21 protein-coding genes are annotated in these 16,292 nt (G+C 47.9%); 15 read left to right on the top strand and 6 right to left on the bottom strand.

The window, feature by feature from the left end; all coding sequences use genetic code 11:
- The first annotated feature begins 51 nt into the window (after positions 1–51).
- The 7 genes from ACSAZK_RS08080 to ACSAZK_RS08050 all read left to right on the top strand — a co-directional run bounded on the left by ACSAZK_RS08080 (position 52) and on the right by ACSAZK_RS08050 (position 5,031).
- On the top strand, positions 52–780 hold the full coding sequence (locus ACSAZK_RS08080; RefSeq protein WP_440956838.1) for a cobalt-precorrin-4/precorrin-4 C(11)-methyltransferase: 729 nt from the start codon (positions 52–54) through the stop codon (positions 778–780).
- Between the two features lie 59 nt (positions 781–839).
- On the top strand, positions 840–1,289 hold the full coding sequence (locus ACSAZK_RS08075; RefSeq protein WP_440956837.1) for a cobalamin biosynthesis protein CbiG: 450 nt from the start codon (positions 840–842) through the stop codon (positions 1,287–1,289).
- 137 nt (positions 1,290–1,426) lie between these two features.
- Positions 1,427–1,780, top strand: a complete 354-nt coding sequence (locus tag ACSAZK_RS08070; RefSeq protein WP_440956836.1) for a cobalamin biosynthesis protein — start codon at positions 1,427–1,429, stop codon at positions 1,778–1,780.
- Positions 1,749–2,549 carry a precorrin-3B C(17)-methyltransferase gene (gene cobJ / locus ACSAZK_RS08065; protein WP_440956835.1) on the top strand — a complete coding sequence of 267 codons (801 nt, stop codon included), beginning with the start codon at positions 1,749–1,751 and terminating at the stop codon, positions 2,547–2,549. The genes ACSAZK_RS08070 and cobJ overlap by 32 nt, the downstream gene beginning before the upstream one ends.
- Positions 2,539–3,267, top strand: coding sequence for a precorrin-8X methylmutase (locus ACSAZK_RS08060; protein WP_440956834.1), 729 nt, complete (start codon positions 2,539–2,541; stop codon positions 3,265–3,267). The genes cobJ and ACSAZK_RS08060 overlap by 11 nt, the downstream gene beginning before the upstream one ends.
- Positions 3,268–3,655: 388 nt before the next feature.
- Entirely contained in the window at positions 3,656–4,249 is a 594-nt protein-coding gene (locus ACSAZK_RS08055) for a hypothetical protein (RefSeq protein WP_440956833.1), read from the top strand.
- A gap of 353 nt (positions 4,250–4,602) precedes the next feature.
- Entirely contained in the window at positions 4,603–5,031 is a 429-nt protein-coding gene (locus ACSAZK_RS08050; RefSeq protein ID WP_440956832.1) for a hypothetical protein, read from the top strand.
- Positions 5,032–5,116: 85 nt separating this feature from the next.
- Here the strand turns inward: ACSAZK_RS08050 and ACSAZK_RS08045 are convergent, their stop codons facing one another.
- The 4 genes from ACSAZK_RS08045 to ACSAZK_RS08030 all read right to left on the bottom strand — a co-directional run bounded on the left by ACSAZK_RS08045 (position 5,117) and on the right by ACSAZK_RS08030 (position 7,863).
- Positions 5,117–5,767: a cytochrome c biogenesis CcdA family protein gene (locus ACSAZK_RS08045; protein WP_440956831.1), complete on the bottom strand. Its 651-nt coding sequence runs from the start codon at positions 5,765–5,767 to the stop codon at positions 5,117–5,119.
- A gap of 40 nt (positions 5,768–5,807) precedes the next feature.
- Entirely contained in the window at positions 5,808–6,326 is a 519-nt protein-coding gene (locus tag ACSAZK_RS08040; RefSeq protein WP_440956830.1) for a thioredoxin family protein, read from the bottom strand.
- Positions 6,327–6,608: 282 nt separating this feature from the next.
- The gene (locus ACSAZK_RS08035) at positions 6,609–7,442 is read right to left on the bottom strand and encodes a P-loop NTPase (protein WP_440956829.1); all 834 of its coding nucleotides are present in this window, start codon (positions 7,440–7,442) and stop codon (positions 6,609–6,611) included.
- A gap of 82 nt (positions 7,443–7,524) precedes the next feature.
- Positions 7,525–7,863: a DUF134 domain-containing protein gene (locus tag ACSAZK_RS08030; RefSeq protein ID WP_440956828.1), complete on the bottom strand. Its 339-nt coding sequence runs from the start codon at positions 7,861–7,863 to the stop codon at positions 7,525–7,527.
- Positions 7,864–8,095: 232 nt separating this feature from the next.
- On the opposite strand from ACSAZK_RS08030, the gene ACSAZK_RS08025 reads away from it, so the two are divergent.
- From ACSAZK_RS08025 to ACSAZK_RS07990, 8 genes are all read left to right on the top strand, one after another.
- Positions 8,096–8,461: a NifB/NifX family molybdenum-iron cluster-binding protein gene (locus ACSAZK_RS08025; protein WP_440956827.1), complete on the top strand. Its 366-nt coding sequence runs from the start codon at positions 8,096–8,098 to the stop codon at positions 8,459–8,461.
- Positions 8,462–8,605: 144 nt separating this feature from the next.
- Positions 8,606–8,971 (top strand): NifB/NifX family molybdenum-iron cluster-binding protein, encoded by a 366-nt coding sequence (locus ACSAZK_RS08020; protein WP_440956826.1) that lies wholly within the window; start codon positions 8,606–8,608, stop codon positions 8,969–8,971.
- A 65-nt stretch (positions 8,972–9,036) separates the two neighbouring features.
- A complete protein-coding gene (locus tag ACSAZK_RS08015) occupies positions 9,037–10,269 on the top strand; it encodes a cation diffusion facilitator family transporter (RefSeq protein ID WP_440956825.1) in 1,233 nt (410 codons plus the stop codon).
- A gap of 32 nt (positions 10,270–10,301) precedes the next feature.
- Entirely contained in the window at positions 10,302–11,156 is an 855-nt protein-coding gene (locus tag ACSAZK_RS08010; RefSeq protein WP_440956824.1) for an ATP-binding protein, read from the top strand.
- Positions 11,153–12,127 carry a nucleotide-binding protein gene (locus ACSAZK_RS08005; protein WP_440956823.1) on the top strand — a complete coding sequence of 325 codons (975 nt, stop codon included), beginning with the start codon at positions 11,153–11,155 and terminating at the stop codon, positions 12,125–12,127. Before ACSAZK_RS08010 ends, ACSAZK_RS08005 begins: the two co-directional genes overlap by 4 nt.
- A gap of 193 nt (positions 12,128–12,320) precedes the next feature.
- Positions 12,321–13,019, top strand: coding sequence for a DUF169 domain-containing protein (locus ACSAZK_RS08000; RefSeq protein WP_440956822.1), 699 nt, complete (start codon positions 12,321–12,323; stop codon positions 13,017–13,019).
- 352 nt (positions 13,020–13,371) lie between these two features.
- Positions 13,372–13,851, top strand: coding sequence for a DUF1847 domain-containing protein (locus ACSAZK_RS07995; RefSeq protein WP_440956821.1), 480 nt, complete (start codon positions 13,372–13,374; stop codon positions 13,849–13,851).
- 234 nt (positions 13,852–14,085) lie between these two features.
- Complete coding sequence (locus ACSAZK_RS07990) at positions 14,086–14,457, top strand: DUF1284 domain-containing protein (RefSeq protein ID WP_440956820.1); 372 nt, start codon at positions 14,086–14,088, stop codon at positions 14,455–14,457.
- Between the two features lie 106 nt (positions 14,458–14,563).
- On the opposite strand, the gene hdrB is transcribed toward ACSAZK_RS07990, so the two are convergent.
- Entirely contained in the window at positions 14,564–15,466 is a 903-nt protein-coding gene (gene hdrB / locus ACSAZK_RS07985; RefSeq protein WP_440956819.1) for a CoB--CoM heterodisulfide reductase subunit B, read from the bottom strand.
- A 14-nt stretch (positions 15,467–15,480) separates the two neighbouring features.
- Positions 15,481–15,969 carry a CoB--CoM heterodisulfide reductase subunit C gene (gene hdrC, locus ACSAZK_RS07980; protein ID WP_440956818.1) on the bottom strand — a complete coding sequence of 163 codons (489 nt, stop codon included), beginning with the start codon at positions 15,967–15,969 and terminating at the stop codon, positions 15,481–15,483.
- Between the last annotated feature and the right edge of the window lie 323 nt (positions 15,970–16,292).

Here is a 16,292-nt window from a genome sequence, read left to right as displayed (position 1 = left end):
ACGGTCTCCGGGCAAGTTTTAATTTACCAAGAATGCTAAGGGAATGGTCAGATGGAAAGGAAAGTGTATATTGTTGGAGCAGGCCCCGGAAACCCCAAATTAATTACCATGCTGGGGCGCGAACTGCTTGAGAAGGCAGACCTTGTAATGTATGCAGGGTCCCTTGTAAACCCCATAGTCCTGGACTACACTAACGGGGAGACCGTGGACAGTTACGGGCTTACCCTTGACGAAACCACGAAGATTATCGTGGATGCCGTTGACGCAGGAAAATTCGTGGTACGCCTCCACAGCGGGGACCCCTCCCTCTACGGGTCCATCGTGGAGCAGATGGAAGAGCTGAAGAAATTCGATATAGAGGTCGAAAGGGTCCCTGGAGTTTCCTCGGTCTTTGCAACTTCAGCCGCCCTGAACACCCAGCTGACCTTAAACGGGGTGTCCGACACCCTGATTATCACCCGGCCGGCAGGCAAGACCCTGGAAAAGGACCTGATCCCCGAGCTTTCCTCTTACGGAACAACCATGGCGATCTTCCTTGGCACCCAGAAAATCAAGGAGATCATGGAAAAGGTACAGTGCCCGAAGGACACCCCAGTGGCTGTTGTTTTCCATGCCTCCTGGGAAGATGAGGAAGTCATCACCGGGACCGTGGAAGATATCGCGGAGAAGGTGAAGGATGCCGGGATCAAGCGTTCGGCAATGATCCTCATCGGCGGGGTCGTCGATCCAAAGAACTACAGGAGGTCACACCTATACGGAGTGCCCCAGGAACCGCTGTAATTACCTTTGAAAGGAACCGGGAAGTCGCTTCCAGGATAGCGGAGCATCTGGGCGCAGACTTGCTCCTCTACGAAAAGGGCATATTCGAAACCGCCTTTGAAAAATATGGGGCAATCGTAGCCGTCTTTGCCTCGGGCATAGTGATCAGGGACATCGCTCCTCTCCTCAAGGATAAGTGGTCGGACCCCGGAGTAGTTGTTGTGGACTCGAACCTGAACTTCGCAATCCCTATCCTTGGTGGGCACCACGGGGCAAACGAAATCGCAAAGAAACTGGCGGAACTGGGCGCCGTCCCGGTCCTGACCACCGCCACGGAAGTGCACGGGAAACCGTCCGTTGAAGGCATTGCCGACAGGCTCGGCTGCGATATTTTCAATAAGGAATCCACGGTAGCTGTAAACTGCGCCCTCCTTGACCAGGATGTGGAGGTCCTTGAAGTAAAGGGCCCGAAAATCGTTGTCGTGGACGAGGACGTATCCGTGCTGGTCAGGAAAAAGAAGGATACTTAATCCGGTTGGCGACTGGTCGGGTTACGGTCAATGAATACTAAGGTTAACGAATACTAAGGTTAACGAATACTAAGGTTAACGAATACTAAGGTTAACGAATACTAAGGTTAACAGGCAAATCCAGGTTACGATTACGGATGATAATAGGAATCGGAACCCGCAGGGGTATAACAAAAGAAGAAGTCATTGAGGCTGTGGAGCAGGCCCTCGGAGAGTGCGGGGCAGGCCTGGAAGAGGTCACAGCCTTTGCCTCTGCGAAACTCAAAGAAAATGAACAGGGGCTGCTGGAAGCGGTCGAACTGCTGGGCATCCCGGTAAAATTTCTGCCGGATGAGGTGCTGAACAGTTACAACCCGCCTTCGGCGTCCCAGGCATCTCGCTTCGGGCTAAAAGGGGTAGCAGAACCGGCTGCTCTGGCCCTTTCGGAAAAAAACGAATTGATTTGCAGGAAGAAAGTCTATGGCAGAGTCACAATCGCAATCGCAAGGTAAGGAAACCGGTGGAAAACTCTACGTTGTGGGGATCGGACCGGGTTCCGTGGAACAGCTGACTATCAAGGCCCGGGAAGTGATCCTCAACGCTGATTACGTGCTCGGGAACAGTACATACCTGGACCAGATGGAAAGCCTTCTTGGCACCCAGGAAGTAATCCGGAGTTTCATGGGAAAAGAGGTTGAAAGAGCCCGAAAAGCCGTGGAACTCGCAAAAGACGCAAACGTGGTCATGGTCAGCGGGGGCGACACCAACGTTTACGGCATGGCAGGTATCGTGCTGGAAGTTGCCGAACATGAGAACCTTGACGTGGACATCGAGATCCTGCCCGGGGTAACGGCGGTCCTTGCAGGAGCCAGCCTGCTGGGTGCACCCGTGGTAACGGACTTCGCGGTGATCAGCTTAAGCGACCTCCTGACGCCCTGGGACGTTATCGAGAAGAGGCTCAACCTGGCTGCAGAGGCTGATTTCGTGATCGGGCTCTACAACCCGAAGAGCCGGAAGAGAAAGTCTAACTTTGCAAGGGCAATCGAGATCATCCGCAAACACAAGGCTGACTCCGTGCCTGTCGGGCTTGTCAAGAACGCCATGAGGGGCGAGAATGAAGACCAGATCGTGACGACCCTTGGAGAAGTCATGGAATATGAGGACTGGGTGGACATGAGCACCGCAATTCTCGTAGGCAACGGGGAGTCCAGGATCTGGAATTCTCCGAAAAAGGATATCATCATCACACCCAGGGGGTATCATAAGAAATATGACTACTGAAAAAAGTTCCAAAAAGGCCGGGTCCATGGACGACCTGGAAGAGTTTACCGAACTCACCGTTGACGTGGACCCCGAACTCGTGAGCATCTGCAAGGACTCCGGGGCAAGGACCGAGGAAGCCAAAGCCATCTACATGAAAAGTCGGACCATGATCCAGGAACTGGTCGGGAACAACACCCCCGAAGACCGCTTCCGCCAGCGCTGCGTAATCGCCACAGGCGACCTATCCGTAGCCGACATCATGCGCTTTTCGCATGACCCCATCCCCGCAGGCGTCGAAGCCATAAAGAAAGGTGCTCCCATCTTCGTGGACATCAACATGGTAAAAGCCGGGATCACAAAAGTCGGGCATTCCTCCGAAGTGATCTGCGTCCTGGACGAAGACCCGAACTCCGAAATCGCCAACAAGTTCGGGATTACCCGGACCTCCGCAGGCTACCTGGCAGCAAAGGACAAACTGGACGGGAGCATCATTGCAATCGGAAACGCCCCTTCAGCCCTTATCATGGTCTGCAAAATGATTGAAAAAGGGGTCAGGCCTGCTCTCATTATCGGGCTTCCCGTCGGTTTCGTAAACGCAGCCGAGTCCAGGGAACTGGTCCGGGACCTGAAAATCCCCGTCCCCTCCATAAGCTGTGTCGGGACCAGGGGCGGGACCCCGATGGCTGTTGCCTGCGTAAATGAGCTTGTGGCAATTGCAAGGGAAAGTGAAGAATAACACTTTCTATCTTCTTTTTTGTTTTTTCTTTTATCCAGCCCGTTTTTATTCTTTTCCTGCCGCCCTTTAATTAATCTCCAGATCCGTATCTTCAGATTTGTATCTCCAGATCTGTAGAAGCTCTGAAGTTTTAGTTCAGAGCAAGGTATTTTAGTTGCAACTGAAACTTTCAATTCTAAATTTGAACTATCAAGCCTTAGCTCTTTTTCTTCAGATGGTCATTTGGTAATTTTTATCTTGTATTTGCAATATTATTACACAGTTCTTTTATGCAATGACGTTTTAATTATACTCTATTTAATAAATATGTGTAAGATTTTATATTAAAAATCTTAACAAAAAAAAATTATTTATTACTATATATGTTATGGATAAATTGAGGCATAAAATGAAGAGATTGTACACAATAATATTTGCCCTCATGGTCTTGCTTTCAACGGCTGTGAGTGTAGAGGCGTTTGATCAAAAATCGATGACACGGCAGAGCTCTGAATATGCATCTGCAAGTTGGACTGAAGTTCGTGGTAATACAACTGTCGAAACTTCCCTGTCCGTAAGTAAAACAGACGACGAAACTCGTATTTCTGTGTCCGTCTATACACAGGGACCAAATTACTGGTCCAGTATGTCGGGTTCTACATACACGCAGGATGACGTTTTCAAAATGTCAAAAAATCTTAATTCCGCAAGTCTGTCCGATATTGAGATTGAAGTTTATTGCTGGTCTAGAGATGAAACAGGAACATATACAAATGAAAGAAAAACTGTGACTGTTAAAGCTGACTGGGTAGGCACGGGCGAGATTAGTGACAGCACCACTAAGTATTTTTCGAAATACGATGACTACACCTCGAAGAGGATTGAAAGTTACTGTTCAAGGGAAGCTGAAGCTACGGGAAGCATAAATAATATCGACCTTGGCACATCATCATATGCCTGGCTTTCCAGTTCTGAATATACATATACTAGCATGGAAAAATAAGTTCATCATAATGTGGAAAGTTAATTTGAGCTTCCCGTTTTTAAAGGTTTTTAAAATCCTTTCAAAACATTAACTGATCTAAATAAAGAGTTTTAAAAACTCTTTTTATTCTTTTTTCTTCTGGATTAAATGAAATGAATTAAAAATTCACTGGCATTAATCCCGTCGAATGACATGGTCCAGTGTTGCAAGTATATCAATTATCTGCCGCACAGCAGTATCTTTTCGATATTTGTTCACATAAACAGTATTATTTATATCTGTTACTGCCAATCCAGCAGTAATACTTCATAATAAATTATTAAAATTGATGTGTTTTTTATTTTTTGCATTATCCTCAGGGGCGGATCTGATTGGGCACTAATACTAAGAAACTGGTTATTTCAGGTATCACAATCCTGATAGCCGCTTTATTTCTCTATATTTCTCTTCCTTTTATTTTTATGGGGCCGGCAGCGCCGTTTTTCGTAATTCATAACCATGACGTCAAGAGCCATGAAGTGATAGTTGAAGTATTTGACCAGCATAACAAACCAATTATAAACGAAACGTACAGTCTGGAACCTGAAGACGATTTTTCCCAGGCTCGCCCTTTAAGTCTACAGTTCCAGCGAGAAAAAAGAGAATATACGTTTAAGGTAACTATGGATAAACAGATTACAAGTGCGGTTAAGATGGGGATTCCGCATAGTCATACTTTAGTTGACATAAGATTGTACAGTAAGGACTATGAGTCTGGCGAAATTGTTCCTATTTCCATGGAAATTGCAGAAGTAGTATGAGAAGAAAAATGTCGAATTTACTGTTTTCTTCCCATAATTTACGTTTAAATTTGTATACTGTTTCTGAGTTATTCAAGACAAAAATTCAAAAGAGCCCCCTGAACAGGTTCTGGTTTACCATCCAGAGCCCTACCAGGATAAGCACAATCCCTGCCCCCTTCTTAATAGCTGCATCATACCGGGAGATCAGCTTGAGTTTTGTTGAGGAAAGGTGCATGGAGTAAGCCAGCAGGAGCATGGGCACGGCAAAGCCCAGGGAGTAGATAAAGAGCATCAAAGCCCCGTATGCTGCATCCCCTTCCACGGCTACCATGGTCAGGATTGAAGCCAGCATTGGGCCCACACAGGGTATCCAGAGCACTCCCAGGGAAAGCCCAAGCAGCAGGCCTGCCCCTGCTCCTTCTGCTTTCAGGTTCACTGGGAGGGGGAGCCTTGCAAAGGCGTTGAATATATTGAGTTCAAAGAGCATTGCAAGCCCCATTATAATTATGAGAATCCCTGCAACCAGCTTTAAGTATTCGATATAGGCCCCGAAAACTGCGCCAAAAGCTGAACTGGCAATTCCCATTAAGGTAAAGGTTATGGATATCCCAAGCACCACCGCAAGGGGCTTGAGTTTCCCTTTTCCAGAAGAGGTGGCCAGGACTGCCGGCAGCAGGGGAAGGATGCAGGGGGAAAGTACACTGAGGACCCCTGCCCCGAAAGCAGCAAGGGGTGAAATCGCTTCGTTGAACATGGTTTTTAACATCCGGGTTTTGAGTGCTTTTTCCGTCCGATCATCCGTTTATGGTCTGATTTTGCCCTTCAGTTTCGCTTTCTTCTGTCTTTGGTAGGGCAAGTTCCAGGTGTGCTTCAAAGGTTTCTTTGTCCCTGAGTCCGATCATCCTTGCCTGCATCCTGTCTTCGGTGAGGCTTCCATCCTGCTGCACGTAAAGGTAATTTCCATCTTCAAGGCCTGCGATCACGCAGGAGTCCGGAATGTAACCCACGTTGAAATAGGCTGCAAGATGCGGGCTTTCATCTATGTCTACGGACATAATCGTAGCCCTTCCTTCGTATTCTTCTGCCATCTCAGCCAGGATAGGCTCCATTTCCCTGCAGGGCCCGCACCATTCGGCTCCCAGTTTCAGGAAGACTGGGCCTTTTTGAAGGGCTTCATTTATCTGCTCCAGGTCGCTTACTTCAACAACGAGATCTTCTTCTGAGTCTGCGGAATCTCCCGGGGTCTCTTCCGTACAGCCTGCCGCAAAGAGGACGGCTGCAACGAGGATCAGGAGTAAAACAATTTTCTTCATACTGCCCCCATGCGCTGGTTTTAGTTTCTCCTATCTGGATTTGTTTTGAGTTTATAAATTCTTTTTTGACAAATAGTTTTGTGTCTACTGATTTTGAATGCATGATTCCTGCAGTAAAGCTCAAGTGCGGGGATAAAAATGAATCGAAAAACGATATGGGATGATAATAAAAGGTGAAGGAACCGGACGAAATAATAAGTAGAAAATTATCAATGGAAAAAAGAAACGAAAAAATAAAAAAGGTAGGGAAAATGAATGAACCTTACCTGATTATTATTTTTCTTAGAGGATCTTTTCGACGGAGTCTACCACTAGCTCGAAGTTCTTCTGCCACTCGGTGCTGTGGTCGAGGCCCTGAAGGACCGTGCCTTTGTCTTCCATTTCGGCCACTTTGGGCTCGATCGGGAGTTCGGCAATGACGGGGACGTTGAAGTCCTTTGAGGCTTTTTCTACGCCACCGGTCCCGAAGACATCTATCATTTTTCCACAGTGGGGGCAGACGAGGCCGTTCATGTTGTCCACGATCCCGATTACAGGGACGTTGAGTTTGGACGAGAAGTTGATGGACTTCCGGACGCTGACCAGGGCTACGTCCTGGGGGGTCGTAACGACCACGGAGCCGTCACAGTTGGGGATGAGCTGGGCTACGCTGAGGGGTTCGTCTCCCGTGCCTGGGGGAAGGTCGATGATCAGGTAGTCAAGTTCGCCCCAGTATACCTCTTCCAGAAACTGCTTGATTGCTCCCATCTTGGCAGGGCCTCTCCAGATCACGGGGGAGTCCTTGTTTTCGAGCAGGAAGCCCACGGACATAACCGAGAGGTTGGAAAATACCTGGACCGGGATAATTCCATTTTCGTTAACTTCGGGCCTTGAGGACTCGAGTCCGAAGATGGTGGGGACTGTCGGCCCGTGGATGTCGCAGTCAAGGAGCCCCACCCTGTACCCGCGCAGGGCCAGGCCTGCGGCAAGGTTTGCGGCAATGGTGCTTTTCCCGACTCCTCCTTTTCCGCTCATGACCATGATCTTGCGTTTGATGCGCCGGAGGTTGACTACGATTTTTGGTTCTTCGGGCTTTGTCTTCGATAATGTTTCTAATGGTTGAACCTTATCTGTCATTTTTGATCGCCTTTGTGATATTTATTATGATTTTTAAATAGTATCCACTATTCCCTATATCTATTAATTCTCTATATCCCTTTCACGTTTCATCCTTTTTGATGTTATCAGTACTCTCTGCCTCGATATAGTTCCCGCCTTTTATTTCTATTGCTTTGCCCCGGCTAAGGGCCAGAGCGACTTTCATGCGGGCGGCTTTCAGGTCTTCCCAGAAAGCCCTTCTCGAGATTCCCACCCTGGTCGCGGCATCTTCCTGCCGCAGGTCTTCAAGGTCCACCAGTCTGAGGGCTTCGAGTTCTTCTATTGTGAGGGATACCACTTCAAGTTCGGATAGAGGGACTCCTCTTGGCTTGAAGTACGTGATATCAGGCGTCTGTGATACGCGCCTTGGGCACTTTGGTCTTCCTCTGCATTTTTTCATGGTAATTACTTATGCACATTGCGGAGTAAATATATAATAATTTCTCTTTTCACACAGAAAAGTATAAATATTTATGTACTATTGAGTTAAATTAGTTATTATGGATGTACCCTAGTCCCGACAGGTTCCGGTTGGAATCCGGGAACTCATCATTGCTGGCAAAAATACTGTTTCCGGGAAATTAGCCCGGACACTGGCTTGGAAATGAACTGTCGGAGACGGAGAAATTAATATGAAAATTTGCGTAACAGCTAAAGATAAGGGCATGGATTCAGGGATTGACCCACGTTTCGGAAGATGCGCGTATTTCGTAATCGTTGATTCCGAATCAGGTTCTGTAAACTCTTTTGAAAATACAGGGTTAGAAGCCTCAGGCGGAGCTGGCATACGGGCTGCAGAAGCCGTGGCAAACCTGGGAGCCGAAGCCCTCCTGACAGGCTCGGTAGGTCCGAATGCATTTTCCATCCTTTCCGAGGTCGGAATCGAAGTCCGGATTGGCATAAAAGGCACGGTTTCAGACGCCTTGAATGCATATAAGGAAGGGGAGCTTGAAGCAATAGACTCTCCGAATGCCTCTGCCCATGCAGGAATGAAATAAAGTAAAGGAAATAAGGCTGATAAGCCGAAAAATAAAAAACATGTGTAAATTACACTTATAACTCTCAGACAATTCTCAAACAATTCTCAAACAACTCTCAAACAACTCTATCAATTATATGTAAAACAATTTAAGGTGAATCTCATGAAGGTATGCGTTCCCACCAGGGATGAAAACGGTATGGAAGGAATTGTTGAACAGCACTTTGGAAAAGCTCCCACATATACGATCCTTGACTCCGACACAAGGGAAGTTGTGGTGATCCCCAACACCAGTGAACATCTGGGCGGCGTGGGATTGCCCCCCGAGTATCTCCACCAGCAGGGAGTAGATATCATGCTCTGTGCAGGGCTTGGTTTCAAGGCAGTCCAGATGTTTGAGTCCTACGGGATTAAAGTCTTCGTAGGGGCAGGCGGTACGGCCAGAGACACTTTCGAAGCCTGGGAGGCAGGCAGGTTGCAGAGCGCAAATGCTAGCAATTCTTGCGCCGATCACGGACACCACCATTAATCCGATAAGCACCTTAAGCTGGAACTATAGAAGGTGCTTTCTGAGATGTTAAAAGGACTTTCCAAATGACTGTACAGGAGAAGCTGAGCCTCGGGATCACAGCCTCCAGAAACGCCATCTTCTCCCTGGTCCTGCTGGCCCTGGTTAAAGGTTCTGTCGGGCTTTATTCTGGAAGCACGGCTCTGCTGGCAGACGCAGTCCACACGGCCATGGATGTCTTTACTTCCCTGGCAGTCTGGATAGGCCTGAAAGTGAGCATGAAAAGCGGGGGAGAGAGTTTTCCTTACGGCTACTACAAGGCCGAAAACATAGTTGCACTCTTTGTCTCCATCCTTATTCTCCTCTCCGGGGTCGAACTGCTTCGGGAAGGGCTTGCAGGTGTAAAAGCCCCTTCGGAGATCCAATTTGAAGGGCTGGCCCTTGTAACGTCCGTGTTTTCGGTCCTTGGGGTTTATGCTCTTTCAGTCTACAAGGAAAGAATCGGGAATTTGATCAATTCCCAGGCCCTGATTGCGGATGCCAGGCATTCGTACACGGATGTCTTTGCTTCTCTCGTAGTGGTTGCGGCGGTCCTTGGTTCAATGTTCGGGGTTCCGCAGCTGGATAGTTTCGGGGCGATCGTGATCTCTTTCCTCATCTTCAAGCTCGGGCTTGAAAGTGCAAGGGACGCAATGCTCATTCTCATGGACGCCTGGCTGGACAGGGAAGCAAATGAGAAGATAAGGCAAAACATCGAAAACATTCCCGGGCTGCTTGCCCTCAAAGACCTGAAACTCCGGAAATCGGGGCTCGTGGTCTTCGGGGAAGCAACTGTCGAAATCGAAGGTGATCCTGACCTGAAACAGATCAATCTTCTCTCGGAATCTGTCGAAAGGGCAGTCCGAAAGGAGGTGGAAAACCTCGAGCACCTTGCAGTCAATGCCAGAGCTGTGGAACGGACACAGATCCGTTTTGCTCTTCCGGTTTTTGGTAATGAGGGGCCTTCTGCAAGGCTTTCGGAGCATCTCGGGAAAGCGCCCTATTTCCTCTTTGCCGACCTGGAAGCCCGGGAGCTTCGAAACTGGAAAGTGCTTGAAAACCCCGCCTCGGACATCGAGAAAAAAAGGGGCGTCAAGACCGTGGAATTTCTTCTGCAGGAAAAGGCAAACGCCCTGGTGTTGAGCAGTGTGGGAGAAGGCCCGTTTCACATGCTCAGGGATAATCTTGTTCGGATTTACCGGACCCCCGATGGTGTCGAAACTGCTCTTGAAATCCTTGAAAGAATTGAGGGTCTTGAAGAAATCGAGGAACCAGAATAAGAATAAAAGGTGCCCGAATAAGGAAGAAAAATATGAAAATTGCAATAGCAAGTGGAAAAGGAGGTACCGGAAAAACAACGGTTGCTGTAAACCTTGCCCTCTCTGTTGAGGGCATGCAGCTTTTTGACTGTGATGTTGAAGAGCCAAACTGCAACCTCTTTCTGGGCCAGGAACTTGAAAAGGTGGAAGATGTCTCCTGCCCGGTTCCGGTCATCGATTCTGATAAATGCACCCTTTGCGGTAAATGTGCGGCTTTTTGCAGGTACAACGCCCTGGCTGCCCTCCCTACAGGGATTATGGTTTTCCCCTTCCTCTGCCACGGCTGCGGAGGGTGCGGGCTTGTCTGCCCCGAGGGAGCGGTCCGGGAAGAACCGAGAGTTCTTGGTGTGGTTGAAAAAGGAAAGGCAACTGCTTCCCTTGAGTTTTACCGTGGGCTTTTGAACATAGGGGAAGCGATGGCAACCCTTGTCATCCGAACCCTTAAAGGACATATTGATGCAGGCAGGCCTGCAATTATTGATTCCCCTCCCGGGGTCGCCTGCCCTGTCATTGCGGCAGTCGGGGATGCGGATTACTGCGTGCTTGTAACCGAATCCACCCCCTTTGGTTTCCACGACTTCAAGCTTGCCGTTGAGGTCGTAAAGCTGATGAAAATCCCCTTCGGAGTGGTCATCAACCGGGACGGGCTTGGGGATTCAAGGGTAGGGGATTTCTGCAGGGCCGAAAAAATCCCTGTCCTCCTGAAGATTCCGAATGACATGAGGATAGCCCGGCTTTATTCCGAAGGGATTCCATTTGTTGAAGAAATTCCCGGGTGGAAAGAAAAATTTGCAGATATGTTCAAAGCAATTGAATCCGGTTCCGAATCCGGGGTGATGAATGCATGAAGCAGCTTGCTATTATCAGCGGAAAGGGCGGCAGTGGAAAGACCACCCTTACGGCGGCGTTTGCTTCCCTTGCAAAAAATGCCGTTATTGCGGACTGTGATGTGGATGCTGCAGACATGCACCTGATCCTTAAGCCCGAAATTCAGGATGAAGATGACTATTTAGGTCTCGAAGTCGCTTCTATCGACCCGGAACTCTGTACCGGCTGCGGAAAGTGCAGGGAAGTCTGTCGTTTCGGTGCGATAAGCGCGGATATCACGATAAACCAGTATAGCTGCGAAGGATGTGCAGTCTGTACCGTTGCCTGTCCTGAAAATGCGGTTTCCATGAAGCCGAGAATCTCAGGACAGGTTTTTTCCTCCAAAACACGCTTTGGCCCTCTTGCCCATGCAAAACTTGGTATAGGGGAGGAAGCTAGCGGAAAACTTGTGAGTGCGGCCCGGGAACGGGCAACAAAGCTTGCGGAACAATATACTAAGGACCTTATCATTATTGATGGCCCTCCCGGGATCGGCTGTCCTGTGATTGCAGCAATTACCGGCACGGACCTTGTCCTTGCGGTTAGCGAACCCACGGTTTCAGGGATACATGACCTGAAACGGGTGATCGAACTTGCAAAACATTTCCGAATTCCTGCAGCTGTATGCATTAACAAGTGCGACATCAACGAGGAAAACAGCCTGAAGATTGAGGAATTCTGTGCCGAAGCCGGAGTGCCGGTACTCGGAAGGCTGCCCTATGACGACATCACGACCCGGGCAATGATGCGGGAAGAAACCGTAATCGAGTATGCAGCCAGGGAAGGTTCCCTTAGTAATGAAAACAGTCCTTGCCTTGAAAACAGTCCTGGCCATGAAGAATCTGTAAAAGGAAGGGATTTCACGTCAAAGGTTCGTAAAATCTGGGAAGGGCTTGAGGAACAGCTTTCCGAAGTGTCCTTTAAAGGACCTGAGATGGCGTCCTTTAAATGAAAAAATTTTAACAATTTCAATTTTAATATCTCATATTTTTATTTTTCCTCAAAAACGATGGCAATTCCGGCTGGCTTGAAAACAGGCCAGTGCGGGTTTCAGGAATAGATAAGTTTAAAAAGATATTATTCGAAAGTTAGATAATGTAACAGCCTGTTATTAATATTTAATAAATAGTTGGTGAGGAATTTAAATGGATTACGCTGAAATTTCAGAGAAACTTGTCAAGATATTGGATCTGAGATACGAACCTGTAGCAGTGAAGGTAGTTAAGAAAGGTGAACCGATTCCTGAGGGATATAATATTCCCGAGAAAAACATCCGTCACTGCCAGTCCATTATGAGAGCCCGGAAAGGCGAGTCTCTTGTAGTCCCGGCAGACAAGCACGCCTGTGTGGTCGGAGGTTCGAGCCTGGGAATTCTTGTTACTCCTGATAAAGTGGCTTCCGGCGAGTTCCACAAAAATATCGGTATGTTTGAGAGCGCCGAAGCTGCAGCCGAAATGGTCGCTCAGCGCCCGACTTTCGAGCCAGGGAGCCGGATTGCAACCGTGGTCTGCCCTCTCAAGGACGCAAAAGTTGACCCTGATTCTATAATCCTTGTGGACAGGCCTGAGACCATCTACTGGATTGTCCCGGCAAGCACCTTCTACAAAGGCGGAAGGGTAAACTTCAGCACTGCGGCTTTCCAGGCGACCTGCGCCGACACGACCATCCTCCCTACCCTTACAGGGGAAATCAACCTCTCCCTCGGATGCTTCGGTTGCCGCAGATCCACGGACATCGAAGATGACGAAATGCTTGTTGGAATCCCCTTCAGCAAGATCGAGGAAATAGTCAGTGCTCTCGAAAAGATCTACGAAGGCCCAATGCAGAAAGCCCGGCAGAAATAATTTCTTCTGCCTTTTTACCCTTTTATTACATACCTTATAAATTTTTCAACAATTTTTCATTTTTCAGTTCCCTTGTGTTTTCTGCTTTTTTCAGTTTCTTTATGTTTTCTGCTTTTTTCAGTTTCTTTATGTTTTCTGCTTTTTTCTATTTTATCAGCCTTTCGATCTTGTTTTTTCTTTCTTACCTGTGTTTTTCTCTCCTTTCCGTTTGACTTTCATGGAAAATATTTATACCTTCAAAGTTTATTTATGAATTTATAACACTTTATTCTTGTTAAAAAAATCACTGGGAGTAAAAATGCAGTGTGCGCTATGTAAAAATAAAGACTGCTTGAAGGGCAAGAACTGTTCTGTGATTAAGTCGGGGCTTGAGTATGGTGGCAAGGACTTAAAATCGCTTCAGTTTTCCTCCTGGCTTGAGGCTGACCCTACAAAAAGGACAAAGGTTGAAGAAATTGTAATTTATGCAAAGAAGCTGGGTTACGGGAAGATCGGGGTTGCTTTTTGTATCGATTATGAAAGAGAAGCCAGGCTGGTCTATGAAATTCTTTCCAGGTACTTTGAGGTGTTTTCGGTCTGTTGCAAAGTCTGCGGGTTTGGTAAGGCTGATCTCGGGATAAGGAAATGCGAAGGGGCCGGGTTTGAGGTTGCCTGCAACCCAATAGGTCAGGCCCTGCTCCTGAACGACGACGAAACCGACCTTAACATCATGCTCGGGCTGAAAACGGGGTACGACATTCTCTTTGCAGCGCATTCTGATGCTCCCTCTGTGTTTCTTCCCGTACAGGGACTCTCTCAGCTTGGTAGTTCCGATATCGATATGATTGACTGATTGATTGATTGATTGATTGATTGATTGATTGATTGATTGATTGATTGATTGATTGATTGATTGATTGATTTTCGGGAGTTTTGAAAAATTTATTTATATAATTACAAATTAATACAAGCCCTGAATAGGAATTTTTAAGGCTGGAATAATTAGGGCCTTTTTGCACCGGAGAAACACATGTTCAAAGAATCCGAATCAGAATGTATAAGAATCCGGGCTCATCATCTTTTTTGCATGCAGGGCTTCCAGGGTTACGGGTATAGCTCCGAGTTTGTTGCAAACATGCGCTTAGTTCTGGAATCGATAAAAGCCTCCCCTTCCGGGCATCTGGAACTTGTTTCCGAATGTGATGCAATCTGTGTTTCCTGTCCCCATAAAAAAGAATGTTCACTTTCCGATTCTTTCCTCGCGCTCAAGATCCGGAAGATGGATCAGCTTGTGCTGGAAAAGCTTGGTATGGAAGAAAAAACTGTTGGGGAAGCAAAAGAGCTTTTCAGGCTTGTCAATACAAAACTTAAAAACCCCTCTGATATCGAGGAGGTCTGTGGAAGTTGCAAGTGGAGGCAAAAGTGCCTCTGGTACCTGCAAAAAAATGAGCTAACTTGAGGTTCGGCTTCCCTAATTTGCGTTTGAGTCCTGGGATTCCGACTTCCAGTTTTTGGTTTCTCTTCCAGCTCTCAGCTTCTCTGCCTGGTTTTTTTATTTGGCTTTTTTACCTTATACCTGCATTGATTTCATATACTTTTGCCAGGAATTCCAGGTTCTGGACTGCGTTTTGCTCAATCCCGAGCTTATCGGGGGAGATCCCAAGGGCCAGGCCCAGGAGCTGGGAATAATGCAGAACCGGGATGGAATAGTCCGTTCCGAATTTTTCGTTTACTGCGAGCTGCCCCTTGTCAAACTGGAGGTGGCAGAAGGGGCATGCGTTGACGATGCAGTCCACTCCGGCCCGCTGGATGCATGCCAGTTTGTGCTCAAGCATTTCCAGGGACTCTTCTATGTTTCCCGAGCGCACCCCGCCGCCTGCTCCGCAGCACATCATTTTGTCAGTGTAATCCACACTTTCTGCCCCTGTGGCTTCGACCAGTTCGTCAAAGAAAGTCGGAGTTTCCGAGTTTCCGAGTTTCCTTTCCTTTGTAGGCTTTATAAGGTGGCAGCCGTAGTGAAGGGCCACTTTCAGGTCAAGGGGGGTCGTAACGTAACTTTTGAGCTTTTCAGGCCCTATCTCCTCATAGAGCAGTTCTATGATGTGCCTGACTTCTACCGTGCCCTGGTACTCCATGCCGACTCCTTTCAGGCACATGTTCGTCTGGGCTTTCATTTCGGGGTCGTTTTTCAGCTCAATGTTGGCATCCGCAAGAGAGGCATAGCAACCGTTGCAGATGGTCAGCACGTCCCTTTCCATTTTTTCGGAGATGACGACGTTCCTGGCGGCAAGAGACAGCCAGGTCCCCTTATCAAAGGACTTGAAGACCCCGGGGGCAGGACAGCACGAGGCTCCTGGCAGGTCTACCGCGTCAAGGTCAAGTTCCTCAAGGCAGATCTTCGTAGCGTTTTCAATGCCCGGGTAACGGTTCGGGACTATGCAGCCGAGAAAGAGTGATAATTTTGTCATGATAAGTCCTCTTCTTATTTTTCAGCCGTCAGTTCATCGAATTTACAGGTTCTGAGGAGGGTCCTGACCTGTTCCAGGGCTTCCGGGGAGTGCTGGGCTGTGTTAGGGAGCGGGTCCAGCCCCAGTTCCTCCCTCTTTTTCTTGGTTTCCTCGTCGAGAGGGACGGCATGTCCGTATTCCAGCACCATTTCCGAAACCCGTCGGTGCTCGGGCAGCATGAGTCCTTTCCGGACCGCAAGCCTGCGGATTTCCAGCAGGGCATCTGTGATTTTAATCCCTCTGGGGCAGCGTTCCTGGCAGGTGTAGCAGGTGGTACAGAGCCACAGGTCCTTATCTTCCAGGACAGGCCTGTTCTTTCGCGCGTCCCTCAGGATTCTCCTGGTATTTAGCCCGGTATGTCTTCCCGAAGGGCAGCTTCCGGTGCATGTGCCGCAGTGCATACAGGAAAGAATGTCAAGCCCTGCAGCCTTTAATACTTCCAATACTTCTTCGTCATCACTCATACAGGTTCACCGGCTGATTTTTCGGATTGGTCTGTTTTAGAAAAAGTAAAGATGAGGTCGAATATACGCGAGGTTGATCGAATATACACGTTCTTGAAAGAAATGCTGCCGTAATGCGACAACGCTTCAAATGTCTCAGGATTAATAATTTTCCTTTTATGTATCGTATAACTCTCATAATATTTAATGTAGACTAAATCTGTTCACAGGGTTGAATTCCCTCTTTTCGGGCCATTCATCCGGACCTGTACTTTTACTTTGATAAGCTTTTTTTATTTGAGGGGGCAGTTGAACAGCTAATATCTGCATGGCTGATAATTGGG

Origin of the sequence: Methanosarcina sediminis (assembly GCF_052056915.1) — an archaeon.
Classification (GTDB): domain Archaea; phylum Halobacteriota; class Methanosarcinia; order Methanosarcinales; family Methanosarcinaceae; genus MTP4.
The sequence above is the reverse complement of the archived record's forward strand: the minus strand, read 5'-3'. Positions and strand labels throughout refer to the sequence as shown.